Here is a 23,223-nt window from a genome sequence, read left to right as displayed (position 1 = left end):
TTATTTACTTCGTCAGTTCGCTTTGCTCGTGTGTTTAATCAATTAACCGAATTAACGATTAACCGCATCAACATTTATACAATTTTAGTAAATGGTATTTCGTTTTTTAAAGCTTTTAAAATAAAATTGTCTTCCAAGCCATTTACAATCCAGGTTTCGATAGTAGCGGCTTTGGCGATTGCCGATGCTTCAATTTTAGACTGCATTCCGCCAGTTCCATGTGAGGATTTTGAATCGCCGATTTCTTTTTCCAATACTTTTAAATCAGTTACCAAAGAAATGGTTTCAGGAACGGCATCATGGATGGATGCTTTGGTATAAATCCCATTCGTATTGGTGGCGATAATCAGAAGGTCAACATTTAATAAAACGGCTGTTAGAGCAGCTAATTTATCATTATCACCAAACTGGATCTCATCCGTTGCTACGGTATCATTTTCATTGATAATTGGGATGTAATTATTTTTGACTAACACATTGATGGTGTTTACGATATTTACTTTAGATTGTTCTTTTTCAAAATCAGAATAAGAAAGTAAACATTGCGAAATCAGCAATCCTAAATCACGGAAATTTTCATGATAAATCCGCATTAAATGTGGCTGACCAATCGAAGCTAGTGCTTGTTTTACAAAAACATCTTTGTCGTGGTTGTCCAGTTTTACAAATTGTTTGGCCGCAGCAATCGCGCCCGAACTCACAATGATAAACTCGTACTCGTCTTGTAAAACCGCTATTTGCATTCCAATATCTTCAATCTTTCCTCTCGAAATGTGATTGGTTTCTTTGGTTAATGTATTGCTTCCTAACTTTAATAAAATTCTTTTTTTGGCCATTTTTATTTTTTGTTTAGACAAGTCGCAACTTGTCTCTACTAATTTTTACCTGATTTGTCCATTTCCGTAAATATACCACTTATTAGTAACTAGATGTTGCAAGCCGATTGGCCCACGTTGGTGTAATTTGTCCGTGCTTATCGCCAATTCGCCACCTAAACCAAACTGTCCTCCATCCGTGAATCGGGTAGAGGCGTTTTGATATACGGCTGCCGTATCTACATTTTCCATGAATTTCTGGGCAATTGCATCATTTTTTGTGATTATCGAAGCGGAATGTCCACCACAATATTTATTTATTTTGTCAATCGCTTCCTGATCCGAATTGGTTGTTCCAATAACAATTTTATAATCCAAAAACTCTTCGTACCAAATTAAATCCGATTCAATCTGAGGAACAGCTGTTGCTCTGGAAATGCTTTCATCTCCCAAAATCGTAACGTTTCTTTGTTGTAATTCGGTAGTTATTTTTTTTGCAAAAGCTTCCCAGTTTTCAAGATTAGTATCAATTAAAACTTTATCTAAAGCATTGCAAACAGATATGTTAGAGGTTTTTCCGTTAATAATAATGTCTAGCGCTTTTTTTAAATCGGCTTCTTTATTTACATACACAAAATTATTACCTCGACCACTAATTATTACGGGACAAGTAGCGTGTTTTTTTACAAAAGCGATTAAGTTTTCGCCACCACGAGGAACGATTAAGTCCACTTTTTGTGTGGGTTTTTCTAAAAATGCCTGCGTGTCTTCCCGATTGTAATTCAAGTATTCCACCCATTCCTTTGATACATTGTTTGTTATTAAAGCCTGATGCCACAATTCCACAATTTTCAAGTTGGATTTCAAAGATTCTTTTCCGCCTTTCAATAGAATTTTATTTCCGGATTTAAAAGCGATTCCGCCAGCTTCAACAGTAACATCGGGTCTGGATTCATAAATAATCATTATGGTTCCAAAAGCCGCTGTTTTATTAATGATTTTCATTCCGTTTTCATGGTCGAAATTAAAACGTTCTACGCCAATAGGATCTTCCTGACTTGCTAATTGTTGCAGGGACAAAATCATACCGTCAATTTTGGCGTCATCAACGAGTAAACGTTTTTCCATAGCCAAATCATCCCCAGAATAATTATTGATATCCTGTTGATTCACCGTTTTAAGGTTGGCTCTTTCTAGTTCAAGAAGTTTAGCCATATGGCTTAAAACGGCATTTCGTTTTTCTATTGCTAATACGTGGTTCATTAGTTTTTGGTTTACTATTTTAAAAAAATATAAACATATAAGGCACAAAAGTTTAAGAGGTTAGATGACTTATATGTTTAAAAAATCATTTCAATTCTGCCAATGTTTCTTGTAAAGCTACAATAAAAGTATCAATTGCTTCTTTCTTGATTGTCAATGGAGGAAGGATTCTTAATAAGTTTTTATTGTTCGCATTTCCGGTAAAAATATGCTTGTCCATAATCATTTTTTTACGAAGTGCACTTACGTCAAAATCAAATTCTACTCCTAGCATTAATCCCCTTCCTTTTACTTGGATAACTTCAGGAACTTGTTTGATAGCTTCTAAAAAATAGGCGTAAACGTCATTTACGTTATCCATTAATTTTTGGTTTTCAATCACATCCAAAACAGCAATTCCAGCGGCACAAGCCAAATGGTTTCCACCGAAAGTAGTTCCCAATAATCCATAACTCGCTGTGAATTTTGGAGAAATCAAGATTCCGCCAATAGGAAATCCGTTACCCATTCCTTTGGCCAGACAAATAATATCTGCTTTGATATCATGATGTTGGTGTGCAAAAAACTTTCCGCTTCTTCCGTATCCTGATTGCACTTCGTCCAAAATTAAAACAGCATCATAAGCTGCACATGTTTTTTCTAAAGCTTGGAAAAATTCGGTTGTGCCTTGGTCTAAACCGCCAACTCCTTGAATTCCTTCAATTATAACAGAAGAAACATCTCCTTTTTTTAGTTCGTTTTCTACCAACTCAATGTTATTCAGTGGCAAAAAAGTAACGATTTGTTGTGCATTGATTGGAGCAATAATTTTTTTGTTATCTGTTACCGCAACTGCCGCCGAAGTTCTTCCGTGAAAGGAATTATCAAAAGCAATCACACGAGATTTATTGTTGTGAAAAGAGGCTAATTTCAAGGCGTTTTCATTGGCTTCAGCTCCAGAACTGCACAAGAATAAAGTGTAGTCTTCCAATCCTGAAAGTTTCCCTAATTTCTCTGCTAATTCTATTTGCAATGGATTCTGAATCGCATTGGAATAAAAACCAATATTATTCAATTGATTTTTTAATTTGGAAACATAATCCGGTTGGGTGTGTCCAATGGAAATTACACCATGACCGCCATATAAATCTAAATATTCCACACCTTTTTCATCTGTAATAGTACAATCTAGTGCTTTAACAGGTGTGATATTGTATAATGGGTAAACGTCAAATAAGTTCATAATAAATATTTTTCCCCACCCCGGCCCTCCCCGAAGGGGAGGGTGACGAGATAGAATTTGATTATTTTATTTTTTTGCATATTGGCTCCCTCCCCTTCGGGGAGGGTTGGGGAGGGGATTAAAATCCGCTTGGTTTCAAATGTAATCCTGTGGTTTCATCCAGTCCAAACAGTAGATTCATGTTTTGAATGGCTTGTCCTGAAGCTCCTTTTGTTAAATTATCAATTACTGAAGTAATCAATAGCCGGTTTCCTTTTTTCATTAAACTAATAATACATTTATTCGTTTGAACTACTTGTTTCATATTGATTCCAGTGGTGGTAACCGTTACAAAAGGTTGGTATTTGTAAAAAGCCTCATATTTTGCAACTACATCTTCCAGATTTTCTTCAATTGTTGTGTATAATGTAGCGAAAATTCCTCTGGCAAAATCCCCTCTGTTGGGTACAAAAATCAATTCGTTTTTATAGTCCGCCTGCAATTGGTTGACACTTTGATTTATTTCGCCCAAATGTTGGTGTTCAAAAGCTTTATAATGTGACATATTGTTCGATCTCCAACTAAAATGCGTCGTTTCCGAAGGTGAAACTCCAGCTCCTGTACTTCCGGTTGTGGCATTGATATGAACATCAGTCGTAAGCATTTCGTTTTTAGCCAATGGTAATAACGCTAATTGAATTGCTGTTGCAAAACAACCTGGATTAGCGATAAATTGGGCATTTTTTATATTCGCTTTGTTTAATTCGGGCAAACCGTAAACGAAAGTTTTTCCGTTAAATTCTTTGTCTTTTGTTAATCTGAAATCATTTCCTAAATCGATGATTTTGGTATGACTCGCAAATTGATTGTTCTCTAAAAACGATTTTGATTTACCATGACCTAAACACAAGAAAACTACATTCACATTTGGATTTACAGTATCGGTAAAGTTCATTTCGATATCACCCATCAAATCGTGATGCGCGACATGAAGTGGTTTTCCGGCGTTTGTCGTGCTGTAAACAAAATCAAGTGTAGCATTGGGATGAAACATCAATATTCTGATGAGTTCACCCGCAGTATAACCTGAACCGCCAATTATTCCAATATTAATCATAATCTTATTTTTTAAACGTACTAGAATTAATCCTTATTGGAGTAATTCGATTTGTATTATTTTTTAACCACATAGATACATAGATTTTATTAATTTTATATAGCGTTTCACTTATTGGAGTAAAATATAGCTTTGTGTAACCAAGAATTGGTCTGTATAAGTTCTTTTTTCTATGTTTCTATGTGGTTAAATTTTATATTTGTTGATTAATTCAGAATTTCAATTAATCATGGGTCAGTTTATTTACAGATGAAAATATGTTTTGGGCATTCCCCAGAATTTTGATAAATCCTTTGGCATCGTCAGATGTCCAAGCGTTGTTCATTTCACCGTATTGACCAAAAGTGGTATTCATTAAGTCATTTTTAGATTCAATTCCGTCCAATGTAAAGTGATATGGTTTTAGAGAAACGATAACGGTCCCGTTTACAGTCGTTTGAGTGTCTTCAAGGAAAGCCTCGATGTTTCTCATCACAGGGTCCAAGAATTGTCCTTCATGAAACAACATTCCGTACCAGTTTCCTAATTGTTCTTTCCAGTATTGTTGCCATTTACCCAGCGTATGTTTCTCTAATAAATGGTGTGCTTTGATGATGATTAAAGGTGCAGCGGCTTCAAAACCAACTCTTCCTTTAATTCCGATAATGGTATCGCCCACGTGCGTGTCTCTACCTATAGCGTAAGCGTTTGCTAGTTTTTCTAAGGTAACGATGTTTTTTGTTGGGGTATCCAATGTTCCGTTGATGCCTACTAATTGTCCTTTTTCAAATTGTAGAGTCACTTTTTCTTCTCCAGTTTTTTGCAATTGAGAAGGGTACGCTTCACTTGGTAAAGTTTGATTTGACGTCAATGTTTCTTTACCGCCTACGCTTGTTCCCCACAATCCTTTATTGATGGAATATTGTGCTTTTTCCCAAGAATAATGAACTCCATTTTTAGATAAATAATCCACTTCTTCCTGTCTTGATAATTTTAAATCTCTAATAGGAGTTATGATTTCAATTTCGGGAGCGATGGTTTGGAAAATTAAATCAAAACGAATTTGATCATTTCCTGCACCAGTACTTCCGTGGGCAATTGCTTCGGCACCAACAGATTTTGCATATTTAATCGCTTCGATAGCTTGAAAAACACGTTCGGCACTTACTGATAATGGATAGGTATTATTTTTTAATACATTTCCATAAATCAAATATTTAATGGCTTTGTCATAATATTTATCTACAATGGTAAGATTTGCATGTTGCGCACTTCCTAATTCGTAGGCTCTTTCTTCAATAGCGGCTAGTTCAGCATCATCAAATCCGCCTGTATTTATAAGAACGGTATGAACTTCATATCCTTTTTCGTTTTTTAAATATTTTAGGCAATATGAGGTATCTAATCCTCCGCTATAAGCTAATACAACTTTTTTCATAATTATTGTTTTTTCTTCCCCCAACCCCTCCGAAGGAGAGGGAGCCGAAACTGGCAAAGGGGAATTTTTTGTTATGATTATTTTATTTTTCTCTTTGGCTCCCTCCCCTTCGGGGAGGGCTGGGGAGGGGGTTATTTTTTTAAGAAAAGCGCTTCTTTAATTGATTTTAATCGGTTTGATATTTTGACATTAAAGGGGTGCTTAGGCGGATCTTTAGGCTTTTCTTTTGGGTCATAAAGCATTCCGGTGCATAAACACATTTTGTTGTCTTTACTTTTTAGAATTTCATAATTGGTACAGGTTTGACATCCTTTCCAAAAACTTTGATCGCTCGTCAATTCTGAAAAAGGAACAGGTTTATACCCCAAATCGGAATTGATTTTCATTACCGCTAAACCAGTGGTGATTCCAAAAACTTTAGCCTCTGGATATTTTTTTAACGAATAGTCAAAAACAAATGATTTAATTTTTTTTGCTAAGCCTAGATTTCTGTAATCCGGATGTACAATCAACCCGGAATGTGCTACAAATTTTCCGTGTTGCCAACTTTCGATATAGCAAAAACCGGCAAATTTCCCGTTGTCTAATGCGATAATGGCGTCTTTGTTTTCCATTTTTTTCTGGATGTATTCAGGAGTTCTTTTAGCAATTCCCGTACCTCTCAATAGTGCGGATAATTCTATGGTTTCGCATATTTCCTGTGAATATTTATAATGTTCTTCCTGAGTTGTTATGATAGAAATGTTCATGTCAAAAGCTGGATTTTTGAGTTATAAAATGATTTAGGGGTCTTTTTTGAAATGCATTTTTTCTAAAATCTATTGTTTTTTCAAAACGGGTCAGGGCAGTACAATAAAATGAATTAAAGTGCACTAATGATGCCTTAGTTTTAATTTGTGGATAGATTGATCCAGTGAAAAATAGCGGTAATTTCAAAACAAAAAAATAAAATGAATAAAGATACGAAACAGCTTTTGGGTACTATAGTGATAGTATCCGTACTTCGGGAGAAGTAGAACGACTGTTTGTCCGTAACAAAGAAATAATATGTAAACTTAATTTATTCATTAGTACAAAAGTACACATATTTTGATAACACAGCGCTAATTTTGTCTTTTGTAACAAAATTTTAATGGATTGTTGTTTTTTTTTAATCCAAGAAAAACGCATTTACAGGCATAAGTATCAAGGCGTTTATCGAATAGTAAAGTCTTTAAAACATCAGTTTCTAAACTTGTTTTGGTTGATAATTTCTTTAATTTTAGATTTTAAATCTTCTCCAGTGTCATAAACCATTTGTTCGCTACTAGGAAAAGGAATTGGACTTCTGTCAAAATAAGAATAATTATCATCAGTGGCGAGTCGGTCTCCTTTGTAAGTGGCATTTATAGTTTTGAGGTTATCCACCATAACAACTTTCCTTTTTCGTCTAAAACTTCTTTCCCATTAGTATCAATCAGTTTTTTGACACTGTCTTTGATGATGCGTTCTTTTACAAATTATCTTTCTTTAATTTGCTCTGGCGAAATATAAATTTATCTAAAATGGATTGCCATTCCATAATCATACCCAATTCCTTTTTGTTTGTTGCTGAGGTAAACAGTCCATTTATCGTTTAATCCCAATGTGCAGAAGTCCAACAAATCATTTTGAAGACGAACCGGAATAATCATGTTCGTTTCGTTTTTAGTGAAAACCGAAAGATAATCAGAACCTTTAAATTTAGCCTCATCCAGCAAATAAACATATTCCTGCTTGCTTTTTTTGTCTTTATTGATATTCAAATTCGAAATCGCATTATCAATTGTCTGATCGTAATTTCCGGAGCTTAACAAGTTTTGGGTTTGCTTTACGCCACATGAGGAGAGTAGTACAAAAAAGGAGAATAAAAAGGTGATTTTTTCCCGGTGGTTTAGTATTAAATAATGGTGTTGTTCCAATAGTTTATTTTAAGTGGATTTTTTTTGTTGTTTTTAGTTTAATGCTTAAAAAAGGCCATAAAAAAACCCAACAAAAAGAGTACAATTGTTAGGTTTTTGAAGGAGTATTTTATTTTTTATTTGCGAACAAAAGGAGGGAGCAGTTTGCTGGAAACTTCACCAAAGCCAATGCGTACTTGTCCGTTTAGACAATATCCTTTCATAATAACAGTATCATTATCATTGATGAATTTACGTTCAGTTCCATCCTTTAGTTTTATAGGATTTTTCCCGCCCCATGATAATTCTAACATGGAACCGTAACTGTCCGGTGTAGGGCCTGAAATGGTGCCAGAGCCCATCATATCGCCAGAATTTACACGGCAACCATTAGAGGTATGGTGTGCTAATTGCTGGCTCATGGTCCAATACATATATTTGAAATTCGAACGTGAAATCACAGTTGCTTCTGATTTTTCAGGTTGTATGGCTACTTCTAAATTAATGTCAAAAGAATGTTTTCCTTTTTGTTGCAAATAGGGAAGTGGCGTCGGTTCTTGTTTGGGTCCTCTTGTTCTAAAGGGTTCCAAAGCATCCATAGTAACAATCCAGGGTGAAATAGAAGTGGCAAAGTTTTTTGCTAAGAAGGGGCCTAGCGGCACGTATTCCCATTTTTGAATATCGCGAGCACTCCAGTCATTCAATAAAACCATTCCGAAAATATAATCTTCGGCTTCGGATACTGCAATATTTTCTCCCATGATATTGACATCCGTAGTGATAAAAGCGGTTTCCAGTTCAAAATCAACAGAACGGGAAGGCCCAAAAACAGGTGTGGTTTCACCATTAGGTAAGGTTTGTCCCATAGGTCTGTGTACAGGAATTCCGGAAGGAATAATGGTAGAACTTCGCCCATGATATCCTACAGGAATGTGAAGCCAGTTGGGCAATAATGCGTTTTCAGGATCGCGAAACATTTTTCCTACATTTGTAGCGTGTTCCTTGCTTGAATAAAAATCCGTATAATCGCCAATTAATACGGGTAACTGCATTTCTATATCTTCCATTTCAAAGATGATTATATCTCTGTCTTTGGTATTATCTTGTAATTTCAGATTTTTTTCGTCAAAAATTTCAGCAATTCGGTTTCGAACCAAACGCCAGGTTTTTTGGCCGTCTGAAATAAAATCATTTAAAGTGTCCTGCATGAACATATCATCGGTCAGTTCTATACCTTCAAAATAATTTAATTGTTGTAAAGCACCCAAATCGATTGCGAAATCTCCAATTCTAGTTCCAACTGTTACGATGTTTTCTTTGGTTAAAAAAACACCAAAAGGAATATTTTGAATGGGAAAATCACTATTGAATGGTACTTCTAGCCAGGACTTTCTATTGGTATCGTTAGCTGTTATCGGCATATTTTGTTAATTATTTTGTTAAAAAATTACTCATCAAATATATTATAATCTAACTATTAACCAAACGTTTTTTTGTATTTTTGCATCAAAATTAACGAAAATCAAAGAAATGCAACGCGACGAACAAATTTTCGACCTTATTCTGGAAGAACAAGAAAGACAAATTCACGGATTAGAACTTATCGCTTCGGAAAACTTCGTAAGTGATGAAGTAATGGAAGCAGCTGGTTCTGTTTTAACTAACAAATATGCTGAAGGGTATCCTGGCAAAAGATACTACGGCGGTTGTGAAGTAGTTGATGTTGTGGAACAAATTGCTATTGATCGAGCTAAAGAATTATTTGGTGCTGCATATGCAAATGTACAGCCACATTCTGGTTCTCAAGCCAATACAGCGGTTTACCACGCTTGTATCAAACCAGGAGATAAAATTTTAGGTTTTGACTTGTCTCATGGTGGGCACTTAACGCATGGTTCTCCTGTAAATTTCTCGGGACGTTTGTATACTCCGTCTTTTTATGGTGTTGACAAAGAAACTGGACGGTTAAATTACGATAAAATTCAAGAAATAGCCACTAAAGAGCAACCAAAACTAATCATCGCAGGCGCTTCGGCTTATTCTCGTGATATGGATTTTGAGCGATTCAGAGTAATTGCTGATAGTGTTGGCGCTATTTTATTAGCAGATATTTCTCACCCTGCCGGGCTTATCGCCAAAGGCTTGATGAATGATCCATTGCCCCATTGCCATATTGTAACTACTACAACTCACAAAACATTGCGTGGCCCTCGTGGAGGATTAATTTTGATGGGTAAAGATTTCGAAAATCCATTTGGTTTAACCACTCCAAAAGGAGAAATCAGAATGATGTCTTCCTTATTAGACTTGGCCGTTTTCCCAGGAAATCAAGGTGGTCCGTTAATGCATATTATTGCTGCAAAAGCAGTCGCGTTTGGCGAAGCTTTGAAAGATGAATTTTTTACCTATGCGTTACAATTGCAAAAAAACGCAAATGCAATGGCAGATGCTTTTGTAAAAAGAGGGTACGAAATCATTTCTGGCGGCACGGACAATCACATGATGCTAATTGATTTAAGAAATAAAAATATTTCTGGAAAAGATGCTGAAAATGCATTGGTAAAAGCAGAAATTACTGTGAATAAAAACATGGTACCTTTTGATGATAAATCACCATTTGTAACCTCAGGTATTCGTGTAGGAACTCCAGCTATTACCACTCGTGGTCTGGTTGAGGAAGATATGGAAACCATTGTGGCATTAATAGATCGGGTATTAATGAACCATACGGATGAAGATATTATCGAAGAAGTAGCCAATAAAGTAAACGAAATGATGAGCGAAAGAGCTATCTTCGTATACTAAAAAATACGTCTTAAAGGTTTTAAAGTCGAAAGTCGAAAGTCTTTGATTAGAATTTAATATTCTGTCTTAGTTTTTGGCTTTCGACTTTATGACTTTATGACTTTATGACTTTCTAACTTTAAGACTAAAAAAATGTCCGTACTACGATTAAAATTACCAACAGATCCCAGATGGGTCAATATTGTAGAAAAAAATATCGAGGAAATTCTCACAGATCACGCTTGGTGCGAACAGAAAGCAGCTACAAATGCGATTACAATAATTACCAATAACTCGGAGCATCAGGATCTAGTGAAGGATTTATTGGCTTTGGCCAAAGAAGAACTTGATCATTTTGAGCAAGTACATGATATTATCATTAAACGCGGCCTAAAGTTGGGACGCGAGCGTAAGGATGATTATGTCAATGAACTGTATCTGTACATGAAAAAAAACGCTACCGGAAACAGGATTTCTGCTTTAGTGGAACGGTTATTGTTTTCAGCTATGATAGAGGCCAGAAGCTGTGAGCGTTTCAAGGTGCTTTCAGAGAATATCAACGATGAAGAATTAGCTATTTTTTATAGGAATTTAATGGAAAGCGAAGCAGGACATTATACCACTTTTATAACCTATGCACGTAAATATGGGGTAGGAATCGATGTTGAAAAACGATGGAGAGAATGGCTGGAATTTGAGGAGAATGTTATAACAAATTATGGAAATAAAGAAACAATTCATGGATAAAATCTATTTTCTGTGTTTGTGTTTTTATTTTAAATAAATTTATATTCGCGTAATTATACTAGTAATCAGTAATTTGTGTTTTATTTCTTTTTAAAGAATGCTGTTTTAATTCTAAACTATTTTTTTTTGCTGTAAATTTATATTTTTTGATTTATATTTATGTTTTTAAATTTAATTCTAACAATTATCTATTGCTATGAAGCTCAATTTTAATTATGATGGAAACATAGCTTGCAGGGCTATATTGCAAGAGCAATTAGAAAAATTAGAGATTAATTATCAACTTTTAGACTTAGGGCAAATTGAAATTGTGGATGCTATTTCAGAAGAGAGTTTGAACGCACTTCAGGATGTTTTAAAAAAATATGGGATTCAAATTATCAATAATCCAAAAGCACAATTAATCCAAAAAATTAAAGATGCTATTATAGAAATAGTGTACGATAAAGATAAATTTCCGGACGTAACGATATCTCAATATTTAGCAGACAAACTGAACTTCAGATATGGGTATATCACTAATGTTTTTTCAGAATATACCCATACCTCTATTGAGAATTTCATTATTATTCAAAAGATTGAAAGAGCAAAAAAATTAATAATTGAAGAGAAACTGACTTTAACGGAGATTTCGTATGAGTTAAACTATAGCAGTGTAGCCTATTTGTCTACGCAATTTAAAAAAGTAACCGGATTAACTCCTTCCTTGTTTAAAAGAATTGTAGGTAAAAGAAGGAAATTATCAAACAAAGAATAAATAAAATTTAAAAAATAATTCCCTATTTTATGATTGCACACCAAGATTCAATGCATATTCTTCTGGCTGATGATGACGAAGATGATCGCACTTTTTTTAGTGAAGCTTTGCAAGAACTCAAAATGAACAATGATTTAACGCTGTTTAAAGATGGTAAAGATCTGATGGATTATTTAGAAAATCCATTAAGTAAGTTGCCTCATGTTTTATTCTTGGATTTGAATATGCCCGGAAAAACAGGACTGGATTGTTTGAATGAGATTAGAGCCAACAGCCGATTTAAAGAGATTTCAATTGCAATATATTCTACTTCTTCCTCAGAGAAAGATATTGAAGATACTTTTATTAAAGGAGCCAATATTTATATTAAAAAGCCAAATGACTTTATAATGTTGAAAAAAGTAATCAAGGAAGTTGTACACATGAATTGGCAATTTCATTCTTCAGGACTAAACATAGAAACTTTTTTCTTTAGCATATAAAAAAGAATAAATGAAAATTTTAGGACTATATAAAAATTCTCAAGTCTTTAAAATAGCATTGGCCATTGCAATTGTTGTGGTTTGTTATATTGCTTCAATGTTTTATTCTCAAATGGAAAAACTGGATTCAACAGTTGAATTAATTGCAAATTCAAATGAAACCCAAATCGAATTAGAGAAACTTTTGTCGATTATTAGTATTTACGAAACGAGTTTGCGGAGTTTCATCATAACAAAAGAAGACAGCTATATTGAGAACCGGTTTTTGAGCAGAGGAAAAATAGAAGAAAGCATCAAAAAGTTAAAAGAGTTGACCGCTAATAACGCTTTGAGAAATAAAGATATTGAACAGCTCGAAAAAATCATCGATTACCGCTTTAAGTTATTCAGACAAACCTACATTATTGCTAAAAGTAAAAATTCCGGCCCGATTGATTTAAATGCAAAGTTACTCGAAAGTAGTAAAGTCACTGAAGAAATGAAATCCTTTGTGACCGAAATTATATTTTCGGAAAGTAGAAAAACAAAATTTCAAAATGACAACCATCAATTTGAATTGCAGGACTCCTTAATTACGGCTTTTTTATTAGTCATCCTCTCGCTTTTGATTTTATTGCTTTCCTTTCAAAAAATGAATGTTGATATTGACGAACTCAAAAAAGCAAATGACGCATTAAATTTACTAAACGAATCCTACAACGCTGCAGAAAAAACAGCAGGTTTTGGACATTGGATGGTTAATATAGAAACAAAAAAGTATACTTTTTCAGATAATTTATTCCGTTTAATGGGAGTTGAGCCTAAAGCTTTCGAACCTAATATTGAAAATTCGATTCCGTACATACATCCCGATGATTTAGAATATGTAACTAAAGTACACCTGGATTCTTTGATAAATCACCAGTCGACTTCCATGATATTTCGGTTTTTAACACCAAGCGGCGATATCAAATATATTATGGGTGTTGGAAGTTTTACTACTAATGGAAAAGGAGATTTAATAAAAATTGGGGTAAATTATGATATCACTAATCAATATAAAAAAACACTTGAATTAGAAGAAAGTAACAAAGAACTAAAATATATTAATACAGAACTGGAAGCTTTTAATGACATTGTAAGCCATGATTTGCAAGAACCGCTTCGTAAGATTCAAATGTTCATTTCCAGACTGGAAGAAAAAGAATTGGACTTGATTTCACGACAAGGGAAGGAATATTTTTCTAAAGTACGAGTGGCAGCTAACAGAATGCAAACGTTATTAATTGATTTAGTCAATTATTCCAGAACTATAAAAGGCGATAAAGTTTTTGTAACAACGGATTTGAATGTAGTTTTGGGCGAAATACTCCAGGATTTATCATCAAATATTGAAGAGAAAAAAGCCGAAATTCAAATAGGTAAATTACCAACCATTACTGCAATACCTTTTCAAATTAAACAGCTCTTTATTAATTTGATTTCCAATTCACTTAAATACAGCAAGGAAGATACAGCTCCTGAAATAAGTATCACTTCTAAAAACATTACGGATAAAGAAGTCCGGGAGTATAAAATAAGCAATAAAGACGAGTATTATAAGATTGTTGTTACTGATAACGGAATAGGTTTTAAACAGGAATATGCCGAAAAAATATTTCTTTTGTTCAAGCGTTTGGAAACTGATTCTAAATATTCAGGAACCGGGTTGGGATTGGCTATTTGCAGTAGAATTGTAGACAACCACAATGGTTTTATACAAGTAAAAGGGAAGCCAAATGTAGGGGCTAAATTTTATATTTTTATTCCAAAAGGGGATGTGATTTAATTAAATTACAAAAAAACAGAATGATATCAATATCAGAAGCTACTACGAAAGATTTAAAAACCATTCAGGAGATTGCCTATAAAACTTGGCCTCAAACTTATGGAGCCATATTGTCAAAAGAACAAATTGACTATATGCTTGAACTCTTTTATTCAGAACACGCATTACTTGAAAATTTGATCCAAAAAGGACATCGTTTTCTTTTGGTACATCAGGATGAATTTTGCCTTGGTTTTGCCTCTTATTCACATAATTATTTAGCGCAAAACCTAACGCGGCTGCACAAGATTTATTTGCTTCCAGAAGCACAAGGAAAAGGAGCAGGGAAGCTATTGATTGATACAATTGAAAATTTGGCTAGAGAAAATAATTCGGTTGCGGTCTCTTTGAACGTAAATAAATTCAACAACGCATTGTCTTTTTATAAAAAAATAGGGTTTGAAATTGTTTCCGAAGAGGATATTGAACTAAAGCACGGGTATAAAATGGAAGACTACAGAATGGAAAAAAAGCTATAATCACCAAAAATTGCTTATTGAACAACAGCAGGAGAAGTTAGGAAGAGTGCGTATACTTCCGGAGTTATAAAAGTAGATGACAGTACACCACCATAAAAAATGGACTTGAGCGGAGTCCCAAAAGAGCAGCATCAGCCGACCATTTTTTGACGGTTATTTTACCCGAAATGAAAAAAAGTATTCAAAGTAAGGACACCTTGATCTTTAATAAAGAATTTGAGAATATAACAATCAACTGTAACCGATGTCATGCAATGGAAAACGCACCTTTTTTTACGATCAAGACACCCACAGACAGACAAATACCAATAAGAAAATAATATGTTAGAAAAAATCATTAATACAGACAATTCAAAAACCACAATAATCATTCGTTTCATAGTAGGAGCAGTGTTTTTATCGGAAGGTATTCAAAAGTTTTTGTTTCCAGCAATTCGCGGAGCTGGGAGATTTGAAAAAATAGGTTTGCCTTCACCTGATTTATTAGGAAGTTTTGTTGGTGCATTTGAAATTATTTGTGGCGTCTTACTTTTAATTGGGTTGTGTTCGCGCTTAGCAAGTATTCCTTTACTTATAGTTATGCTAGTAGCATTTGCAACAACAAAATCAGATGTTTATTTAGAAAACGGATTTTGGGAACTGCTTCATGGTAGCAGAACTGATTGGGCAATGCTTTTAGGTAGTTTTTATTTACTAATAAAAGGGAGTGGATTTTGGTCTTTGGATAAAGCTTTGATGAAGAATGAATGAACTTGTAAATCGAATTACAAATAAAAAAAGATGGTCTGTTGCCAGACCACCTTTTTAAACAAATTATAAAATCTAAATTAAAGTAAGTCAAAACGGTCTAGGTTCATCACCTTAGTCCATGCTGCTACAAAGTCCTTTACAAATTTTTCTTGACCGTTTTTATACCCGTAAACTTCAGCTATGGCTCTTAGTTCCGTATTAGAACCAAAAATAAGATCTACACGAGTTCCTATCCACTTCAATCCGCCTGTTGTACGATCACTTCCTACGAATGCGTCATCTGACTCAGAAACTGCTTTCCAGGTGGTACTTAAATCAAGTAGGTTTACAAAGAAATCGTTTGTAAGGGTTTCTGGATGTTTCGTGAAAACACCATTTTGAGACTGATCGAAGTTTGAATTCAATGCACGCATACCGCCTACAAGAACAGTCATTTCTGGAGCTGTTAAGGTCAATAATTGCGCTTTGTCAATCAGCATTTCTTCTGCTGATATCGTATATTTTGTTTTAACATAGTTACGGAAACCATCTGCTTGAGGCTCAAGAACGTCAAATGATTCTATATCTGTTTGTTCTTGTGATGCATCTGTACGTCCAGGTGTAAATGGTACTGAGATAGTTTGACCTGCTATTGATGTCGCTTTCTCTATCGCTGCACTACCACCTAAAACAATTAAATCAGCAATTGAAACTTGTTTACTATCAGATTGAGCACTATTGAACTCTTTTTTGATATTCTCAAGTTTGTTAAGCACTTTTTCCAGTTGTGCTGGGTTGTTCACTTTCCAGTCTTTTTGTGGAGCAAGACGAATGCGACCCCCATTAGCTCCCCCACGTTTGTCAGAACCACGGAAAGTAGAGGCAGATGCCCACGCAGTTGAAACTAATTCTGAAACAGACAATCCTGAAGCAAGAATAATAGTTTTAAGGTTAACTATATCTTGATCATTAACCAATGGATGTGTAACCGCAGGAATTGGATCTTGCCAAATTAGTTCTTCAGCAGGAACTTCTGGTCCCAGATAGCGTACTTTTGGTCCCATATCTCTGTGAGTAAGCTTGAACCATGCTCTGGCAAATACATCATTAAATTCTGCCGGATTTTCTAGAAAGCGTCTTGATATTTTTTCATAAGCAGGATCAAAACGTAATGAAAGATCTGTAGTCAGCATAAACGGTTGATGACTTTTGGAAGGATCATGAGCATCTGGCACCGTGCCAGCGCCTGCATCCCCTTTTGGTTTCCACTGATGGGCACCAGCTGGACTTTTGGTCAATTCCCATTCGTATCCAAAGAGATTTTCAAAATAGTTATTACTCCATTTTGCAGGTGTTGTTGTCCATGCTCCTTCAAGACCGCTGGTTATTGTATCCCCTGCATTTCCGGTACCGAAGCTGTTTTTCCAGCCCTTACTTTGCTCCTCAATAGGGGCTGAAGCCGGTTCTCGTCCTACATATTTATCTGGATCTGCAGCACCGTGGGTTTTACCTAATGTATGTCCACCTGCACTTAATGCTACGGTTTCTTCATCATTCATTGCCATACGAGCAAACGTTTCACGAATATCATGAGCGGCCAATACTGGATCTGGATTCCCATTAGGCCCCTCTGGATTTACATAGATTAATCCCATTTGAACTGCGGCTAGCGGTTGTTCTAATTCGCGTTCTTCATTGTAACGATTGTCTCCCAACCATTCCCGTTCTGAGCCCCAATAAATATCTTCATTTGGTTCCCAAACATCTTCACGACCTCCAGCAAAACCAAAAGTTTTAAATCCTGCGGATTCAAATGCACAGTTACCACTTAAAATTAATAAGTCAGCCCAAGAGATTTTTCTGCCATATTTTTGTTTGATGGGCCATAGTAACAAACGAGCCTTGTCTAGATTCGCATTATCAGGCCAACTGTTTAGTGGTGCAAATCGTTGTGTACCAGCTCCAGAACCACCGCGTCCGTCAGCAATACGATAGGTTCCTGCACTATGCCATGCCATTCTAATAAAGAATCCTCCGTAAAAACCATAATCTGCCGGCCACCAATCTTGTGAAGTATTCAATAAATCCATAATATCTTGCTTCAAAGCAGCATAATCTAAAGACTTGAACTCTTTCGCATAATTGAACGAATCCCCCATTGGGTTTGACAGTTCAGAGTGTTGGCGTAAAATGTTTAATTTTAACTGATTTGGCCACCAGTCCCGATTTGAGGAAGCGGAACCAGCACCATGCTTTGCAGGAGTACCAGCACTCGCACCATGATTAAATGGACATTTGTTTTCTCCGTTGACATCGTAAGATTTGGAGCTCGGGTTTGTGTTATTTTCCATCGTATGATTTGTTTTTTATTTTCTTTAAAGCAAAGTTACATACAAATTACTTTTCCTAAATTACTTTTTAATAGATAAAAACTATAGTGGTTGTCATTAATTCTGAATTTATCAATTTATTAAAAATAATCAATTAAAAAGTCATCTGCATTTGTGTATTGGTATTCTTTTGGTTTTAAGTGCACTAGTTTACTAGAATTGGGTTCCACTTTTTTTTAGTTCTGATTTATGTTTAAATAAAGGAAATGGAATAGCAAAGGTGGTTATGGAATATCTCAGCATTGACATAATACTTCTTATACTGATAAATTTAGTGCGAACTAAAAAATAAATAACAATTTAATCCCAAACTAAGCCATCCTTGGTGCTGTTAGCTGTAACTTTAATCCAAAAAATAAAAAAATGAGTTTATTTGACGATAAAAAAAGTAAGGATCAAAATCCGATAGTATCAGCTCATGAAGCTTGGGTTGGAATTTTATATTCTTGCATTTCTGCGGACAATCAAATTACTGATTCGGAAACAGCAGCATTATCAAGAGTATTGCATTCTAAAGAACAATTTATAGGAATCGATATTGCGCCTCTTTATGCAAAATCCTATACTTTAAGAATTGAAATGGGGCAATTAAAATATCTTTCTGCCTGTTGTGAATGGATCCAGAAAGAAGATAAAGAAACCGTTTTTGCACTTGCATTAGAAGTACTACTTGCGGATGGAAAATTAGAGAAGGAAGAAAAAAACATAATTGAAGTATTGTCTAATCGACTCCAAATAAAGGCAGCAATGACCAGTAAAATAATTGAAGTGATATTCTTGAAAAATAAAGGAAACAACAAAGAGATATAAACAGGCCAATGTAAACCGTGTCATAATATAAAAGAGGTTTGATCTACACTGATTTTGTAAGACTAACAATTAGAAGAGTATTTTGAATTGCAATACTCTTTTTTGGTTTGATGCGTTATTTATGTTGAATTTATTATGTACTTTAGAATACTGTAATTACGGAACCAAAAACAACAAGAATTATTCGCGACTGTTGTTTTAAAAAAAACTATTGACCATCAAAAAGAAAATCAAAATAGCAAAGGAAAGTATTCACAAAAAACTTCATAGGGAACCCATAATCACGCATCCCAGACTGAAGTTTATCCCTAATGTTGTACTCAATTTGATCAGTTGTCTAGTTACATTAATCATAGTGGGAACTTTACTGTATTTAGTGCTGCACTATCTGATCATGAAATTTTATTATTTGGATTAAAAAAAAAGCCATATTTTAAAAATTGAAATTGAGTATAAAACTAATAGTACTCATATTCGTTTTATTTAAAATATAATTTTTGTTAGCATAGGTTTCACCCGCATTGAACTTGTGTACATACAATAATTGCGCATAAAACCCTTTTAACATCCCCTGAAATTGGTAGCGTACATCAGCATTGGTCTGCACATAAGAAGGCAATTCGTATTTATTTAACACAACCTTTTTTACCGGCATCCAGATGGCAATTGTTGCAATTCATTCCATTAGTAATTGGTTTGACACTGCCATTTGGACCCAAATATTTTGCCGTATGCGCAATTAGATCTTTGCCATATTCTACTTCCTGTTTTAAAGTTGAATCTTTAATCAGAGCGATGTCAGCCGGTTTCCAGAATTTTGCCGTTTCATTTTGCAAAATCACTTTTTTCTTTGCATCGATATAAAGAGAATCGAGATTTGAATCATTATTTTGAAACGAAGCGGTAATTGTGGTATTGAAAAACAAACCGACGAAGAAAACCATTACCAGGAAGATAATGGTTATAAACAGATAGATTAGCCTTTTTACGAGCGATTTAAATGGAATGATATTTTGTTTTTCTGGATTCATAGGGTATTAATGAGGCAGTTTGTCTCTAAAATAACCATATACCCAAGTTCCCACTATTGCAAAAAACAGAGTAACAATCATCACTGTGGCACCCGTTCCAATTTGTGCAAATAATGGTCCAGGACAAGCTCCTGTTACTGCCCAACCCAATCCAAAGATAAGGCCACCATAAATTTGGCCTTTGTTGAAAGTTTTGTCATGAAATTCAATTTTTTCGCCATGAATGGTTTTAATATTGAATTTTTTTATCATGAAAACGGAAATTATCCCCACCACTACAGCACTTCCTATGATGCCATACATGTGAAAAGATTGGAAACGAAACATTTCCTGGATGCGATACCAGCTGATTACCTCGGATTTTATAAATACAATACCAAACAAAACACCTATGATTAAGTATTTCAAATTGTGATACCATTTGTGTTCTAATTGGCTCTCGTTGATACAAACCGTATCTAAAGAACGCGTTTCGAAATCTGTATTTTGATCTTTAATGTTCATAATTTGTAATTTAGAGTGAAAGAATAAATGGTAAAATAACATTTGCCATAATCAATCCGCCAATGAAGAAACAACATGTTGCTATAAGCGATGGCATTTGTAAATTAGACAAACCAGAAATAGAATGACCGCTGGTGCAACCTCCCGCATAGCGAGAACCAAAACCAATAAAAAAGCCACCAATAACCATCATAAAAAAGCCTTTGAGTGTAAATAAACTTTCCCACGAGAACAATTGTTCCGGTAACATTCCATAAATTTCAGTTATACCGTAGCCTGCCAATTCGGTTTTTAGATTTCCATCAATAGTAATTGGATTTGGATTTGACAAAAAGCTGTACGCGATCACACCACCTAATATAATACCGAAAACGAAAAACATATTCCAAATTTCTTTTTTCCAGTCATATTTGAAAAACGTAATATTTGCCGGTAAGCACATGGCGCAAGTGTGGCGTAGAGAGGCGCTAATACCAAATGATTTGTTTCCAATGATTAACAAAGCCGGAACCGTAAGTCCAACTAATGGACCTGCAATGTACCAAGGCCAAGGTTCTTTGATTAATTCTAAAATTTCCATATTTATTTTTTTATTACAACAAAGGTTATATTTATAAATGAGTAGTTGTGTTACTTTTGTCACACAAGAAAAAAAAAGTAAAAAATGACAATAATTTTATTTTTTTAATAACTCGTCTAGCATTTCTCGGAACGAATCACTATTCCAATTTGCTGTTCCAATTTTGGCTACGATTACATTTCCTGATTGATTAATAATATAGGTTGCCGGAATTGTCGCTGATTCCATTTCTAATGGAGGATTGGTTACCGATTGATACACAGGAAGCGTCAGATTTTCTTTAATCATAAAAGCATTTGCTTTTTCGAAGGAATCCGTTGTCACAAACAAAAAGACTATTTTGTCTTGATAATCAACATATAATTTTTGAATGCTTGGCATTTCGGCAATACAAGGTGGACACCAGGTGGCCCAGAAATTAATGAATACTATTTTACCTTTGTATGCGTCCAATGACACCGTCTTTCCGGTGGCGTCTTTTAATTGCCATTGATAAGTTGACAGTTCTTTTTGATCCATAACGGCAATTGTTTTAGGCGAAAAAGCAATTAATCGATTCAGTTGTACTTTTACAAAAGTGCCCAACGGACTGAACAGAAGCAGTGCTATTAATACGATAAAAACAATATTTTGAACAGTCGATTTTTTTGATTTTTTTGGCTCCATTTTTTTAAATTATTATTATTCTCTAAAAAGAAACGATTTTAGATTAAAATTAGCGGGTTGTTTTTTATAAAGAGTCTTTCGGCATTCGGATTTCAATAATTAGTGATGATACAATGGTGATGACACCGATTAGAACAATGGCATAATTTACACCAAATAAATCAGCTGTTATTCCTGAAATAATCGCGCCTATCGCATATCCTAAATCCCTCCAAAGCCTGAATGTACCAATACTTTCTGCTCTTTGATGTGGAGTTGTAGCTTGTGCGATGGCAGATAAAAAGGTGGGGTAGACTAACGCCGTTCCTAAACCCAAAAATGCTGAAATTGCGGCCAACTGATAGAATGCTGCAGCAAAAGGAATAAAAAGTATCGCTATTCCCTGAAGTAACATTCCCCAAAACAACATCTTTTTTTTCGAATAAACATCAGACATTTTTCCGGTTACCAATTGTCCAAAACCCCAAACAGTAGGGTAAATGGCGGTTATAATTCCAATATTCTGTGAATCATAATTCAAAGAAAGCAACACAATAGGTAAAAGTCCCCAAATCATGCCGTCATTCAGGTTATTGACTAATCCTGCTTGTGTTATGGCGCTTAATGTTTTGTTTTTGAAAGTGGTTTCGAGAAAAATATTATCTAATTTTTCAGTTCTATTCGTTGTGTTTTCTTTTTGAACAAATACTCGGGTGTCTTTCACAAAAAACAAAGTCAATAAAAAACCAATTATCGAAATCCCAATTCCCAAGTAAAAAGGGTAGGGCGTAATGCCATATTTTTGTGCAATATAGCCTGACAGAAAAGCAACTAATCCAACGGCAAAATAACCGGCAAACTCGTTGAGTCCCATCGCAAGTCCACGATCTTTTTCTCCAACCAAATCAATTTTCATCACCACTGTACTGCTCCAGGTAAGTCCTTGACTAATTCCCAATAAAATATTGGCAAAAATCACCCAGTTCCAAGATTCTGCATAAATTAAAATAAAAGGAATTGGAATGGCTAGAATCCAACCGAATAAAAGCAAATTTTTTCTTCCGAAACGGTTCGCCAGTTTGCCCGTAAAATAATTGGTAATGGCTTTTGTAATTCCAAAGGCAATGATGAAAGAGAGAATAGCCGTTTTTGAAGCAATGCCAAATTCAATCTCAGCAAATTTTGGAATAATGGTTCGTTCCATTCCTATCATCCCGCCGACAAAGGCATTGACAATAACCAAAATAGTAAATTGTTTCCAATTTTCTTTCAGTCCAAGTTTGGTTGTATTTGTTTTCAATTGATGTAATTTATGAATTTAAAATCTTCGTTTGAAAAAGAAGTTAGGAATAAAAAAGTATAAGTTCTTATAATTTGTAATATTCTAATTGGTAGTCACCTATGTGTTTTTTATTTTCTAGGATGGATTTTTTATGCTTGAAATAGTTGATTGTCCCAAAAACAAAAATGATAAATGAAGTGATAAAAAGTGCGATTTCAATCAGTAAACTATTTTCAATTTTGAGCAGATTTCTCAAACTTAAACCTGCAATCAAAAAATACATTGACGTTCTCAAAAAGGCAAGAAAAGTAGATTGATTGGCCAATACAGTCCGTTGCAATGCTAATTTTTCTCTTAAAATTAAGTCTTTGTTTGCTGCTTTTTTTGTTTCCATATTATTTTATAATTAAGTGCAAAAAGTAGTT

At 34.6% G+C, this 23,223-nt stretch carries 25 protein-coding genes; 8 read left to right on the top strand and 17 right to left on the bottom strand.

Annotated features, from left to right (window positions below; translation table 11 throughout):
* Positions 1-74: 74 nt before the first annotated feature.
* The 9 genes from proB to fahA form a co-directional block, all read right to left on the bottom strand.
* The gene (proB, locus tag EKM01_RS09695) at positions 75-836 is read right to left on the bottom strand and encodes a glutamate 5-kinase (RefSeq protein ID WP_126564238.1); all 762 of its coding nucleotides are present in this window, start codon (positions 834-836) and stop codon (positions 75-77) included.
* Between the two features lie 45 nt (positions 837-881).
* On the bottom strand, positions 882-2,078 hold the full coding sequence (locus EKM01_RS09690) for a glutamate-5-semialdehyde dehydrogenase (protein ID WP_126562363.1): 1,197 nt from the start codon (positions 2,076-2,078) through the stop codon (positions 882-884).
* 85 nt (positions 2,079-2,163) lie between these two features.
* On the bottom strand, positions 2,164-3,300 hold the full coding sequence (locus EKM01_RS09685) for an aspartate aminotransferase family protein (RefSeq protein WP_126562361.1): 1,137 nt from the start codon (positions 3,298-3,300) through the stop codon (positions 2,164-2,166).
* 118 nt (positions 3,301-3,418) lie between these two features.
* Positions 3,419-4,396: an N-acetyl-gamma-glutamyl-phosphate reductase gene (gene argC / locus EKM01_RS09680; protein WP_126768133.1), complete on the bottom strand. Its 978-nt coding sequence runs from the start codon at positions 4,394-4,396 to the stop codon at positions 3,419-3,421.
* A gap of 223 nt (positions 4,397-4,619) precedes the next feature.
* Entirely contained in the window at positions 4,620-5,813 is a 1,194-nt protein-coding gene (locus EKM01_RS09675) for an argininosuccinate synthase (protein WP_126768131.1), read from the bottom strand.
* A gap of 131 nt (positions 5,814-5,944) precedes the next feature.
* Positions 5,945-6,562: a GNAT family N-acetyltransferase gene (locus tag EKM01_RS09670; RefSeq protein WP_126462824.1), complete on the bottom strand. Its 618-nt coding sequence runs from the start codon at positions 6,560-6,562 to the stop codon at positions 5,945-5,947.
* 472 nt (positions 6,563-7,034) lie between these two features.
* Complete coding sequence (locus EKM01_RS14990) at positions 7,035-7,223, bottom strand: hypothetical protein (protein WP_143392182.1); 189 nt, start codon at positions 7,221-7,223, stop codon at positions 7,035-7,037.
* A 125-nt stretch (positions 7,224-7,348) separates the two neighbouring features.
* Positions 7,349-7,753 carry a hypothetical protein gene (locus EKM01_RS14985; RefSeq protein WP_370274297.1) on the bottom strand — a complete coding sequence of 135 codons (405 nt, stop codon included), beginning with the start codon at positions 7,751-7,753 and terminating at the stop codon, positions 7,349-7,351.
* Positions 7,754-7,869: 116 nt separating this feature from the next.
* Positions 7,870-9,153 (bottom strand): fumarylacetoacetase, encoded by a 1,284-nt coding sequence (gene fahA, locus EKM01_RS09660; RefSeq protein WP_126462821.1) that lies wholly within the window; start codon positions 9,151-9,153, stop codon positions 7,870-7,872.
* A gap of 109 nt (positions 9,154-9,262) precedes the next feature.
* On the opposite strand from fahA, the gene glyA reads away from it, so the two are divergent.
* From glyA to EKM01_RS09625, 7 genes are all read left to right on the top strand, one after another.
* The gene (gene glyA / locus EKM01_RS09655) at positions 9,263-10,537 is read left to right on the top strand and encodes a serine hydroxymethyltransferase (protein ID WP_126553685.1); all 1,275 of its coding nucleotides are present in this window, start codon (positions 9,263-9,265) and stop codon (positions 10,535-10,537) included.
* A gap of 132 nt (positions 10,538-10,669) precedes the next feature.
* A complete protein-coding gene (locus EKM01_RS09650; RefSeq protein ID WP_126462815.1) occupies positions 10,670-11,263 on the top strand; it encodes a tRNA-(ms[2]io[6]A)-hydroxylase in 594 nt (197 codons plus the stop codon).
* Between the two features lie 196 nt (positions 11,264-11,459).
* The gene (locus tag EKM01_RS09645) at positions 11,460-12,020 is read left to right on the top strand and encodes an AraC family transcriptional regulator (protein ID WP_126462812.1); all 561 of its coding nucleotides are present in this window, start codon (positions 11,460-11,462) and stop codon (positions 12,018-12,020) included.
* A 29-nt stretch (positions 12,021-12,049) separates the two neighbouring features.
* A complete protein-coding gene (locus EKM01_RS09640; RefSeq protein ID WP_233589319.1) occupies positions 12,050-12,502 on the top strand; it encodes a response regulator in 453 nt (150 codons plus the stop codon).
* Positions 12,503-12,512: 10 nt separating this feature from the next.
* On the top strand, positions 12,513-14,309 hold the full coding sequence (locus EKM01_RS09635; protein WP_126768128.1) for an ATP-binding protein: 1,797 nt from the start codon (positions 12,513-12,515) through the stop codon (positions 14,307-14,309).
* A 20-nt stretch (positions 14,310-14,329) separates the two neighbouring features.
* Positions 14,330-14,827 carry a GNAT family N-acetyltransferase gene (locus EKM01_RS09630; protein WP_126562350.1) on the top strand — a complete coding sequence of 166 codons (498 nt, stop codon included), beginning with the start codon at positions 14,330-14,332 and terminating at the stop codon, positions 14,825-14,827.
* A 321-nt stretch (positions 14,828-15,148) separates the two neighbouring features.
* Positions 15,149-15,577 carry a DoxX family protein gene (locus tag EKM01_RS09625; RefSeq protein ID WP_126564243.1) on the top strand — a complete coding sequence of 143 codons (429 nt, stop codon included), beginning with the start codon at positions 15,149-15,151 and terminating at the stop codon, positions 15,575-15,577.
* A gap of 77 nt (positions 15,578-15,654) precedes the next feature.
* On the opposite strand, the gene katG is transcribed toward EKM01_RS09625, so the two are convergent.
* Positions 15,655-17,907, bottom strand: a complete 2,253-nt coding sequence (gene katG, locus EKM01_RS09620; protein ID WP_126768125.1) for a catalase/peroxidase HPI — start codon at positions 17,905-17,907, stop codon at positions 15,655-15,657.
* Positions 17,908-18,309: 402 nt separating this feature from the next.
* Here katG and EKM01_RS09615 point away from each other — a divergent pair, with 402 nt between their 5' ends.
* Positions 18,310-18,756, top strand: a complete 447-nt coding sequence (locus EKM01_RS09615) for a tellurite resistance TerB family protein (protein ID WP_126462796.1) — start codon at positions 18,310-18,312, stop codon at positions 18,754-18,756.
* Positions 18,757-19,189: 433 nt separating this feature from the next.
* Here EKM01_RS09615 and EKM01_RS09610 read toward each other — a convergent pair whose 3' ends face one another.
* From EKM01_RS09610 to EKM01_RS09580, 7 genes are all read right to left on the bottom strand, one after another.
* Positions 19,190-19,411 carry a hypothetical protein gene (locus EKM01_RS09610; RefSeq protein WP_158616098.1) on the bottom strand — a complete coding sequence of 74 codons (222 nt, stop codon included), beginning with the start codon at positions 19,409-19,411 and terminating at the stop codon, positions 19,190-19,192.
* The gene (locus EKM01_RS14675) at positions 19,383-19,787 is read right to left on the bottom strand and encodes a hypothetical protein (RefSeq protein ID WP_199749424.1); all 405 of its coding nucleotides are present in this window, start codon (positions 19,785-19,787) and stop codon (positions 19,383-19,385) included. Before EKM01_RS14675 ends, EKM01_RS09610 begins: the two co-directional genes overlap by 29 nt.
* Positions 19,788-19,793: 6 nt before the next feature.
* Complete coding sequence (locus EKM01_RS09600; RefSeq protein ID WP_126740114.1) at positions 19,794-20,291, bottom strand: DUF6691 family protein; 498 nt, start codon at positions 20,289-20,291, stop codon at positions 19,794-19,796.
* 10 nt (positions 20,292-20,301) lie between these two features.
* The gene (locus EKM01_RS09595; protein WP_126463080.1) at positions 20,302-20,865 is read right to left on the bottom strand and encodes a YeeE/YedE family protein; all 564 of its coding nucleotides are present in this window, start codon (positions 20,863-20,865) and stop codon (positions 20,302-20,304) included.
* 102 nt (positions 20,866-20,967) lie between these two features.
* Complete coding sequence (locus EKM01_RS09590) at positions 20,968-21,537, bottom strand: TlpA family protein disulfide reductase (RefSeq protein WP_126568488.1); 570 nt, start codon at positions 21,535-21,537, stop codon at positions 20,968-20,970.
* A 64-nt stretch (positions 21,538-21,601) separates the two neighbouring features.
* The gene (locus tag EKM01_RS09585; RefSeq protein WP_126768119.1) at positions 21,602-22,816 is read right to left on the bottom strand and encodes an MFS transporter; all 1,215 of its coding nucleotides are present in this window, start codon (positions 22,814-22,816) and stop codon (positions 21,602-21,604) included.
* Between the two features lie 67 nt (positions 22,817-22,883).
* The gene (locus EKM01_RS09580; RefSeq protein ID WP_126462775.1) at positions 22,884-23,192 is read right to left on the bottom strand and encodes a DUF202 domain-containing protein; all 309 of its coding nucleotides are present in this window, start codon (positions 23,190-23,192) and stop codon (positions 22,884-22,886) included.
* Positions 23,193-23,223: the final 31 nt, after the last annotated feature.

The organism is Flavobacterium sp. RSP46 (assembly GCF_003984825.1).
In the GTDB taxonomy this organism is placed as follows: Bacteria; Bacteroidota; Bacteroidia; order Flavobacteriales; family Flavobacteriaceae; genus Flavobacterium.
The sequence above is the reverse complement of the archived record's forward strand: the minus strand, read 5'-3'. Positions and strand labels throughout refer to the sequence as shown.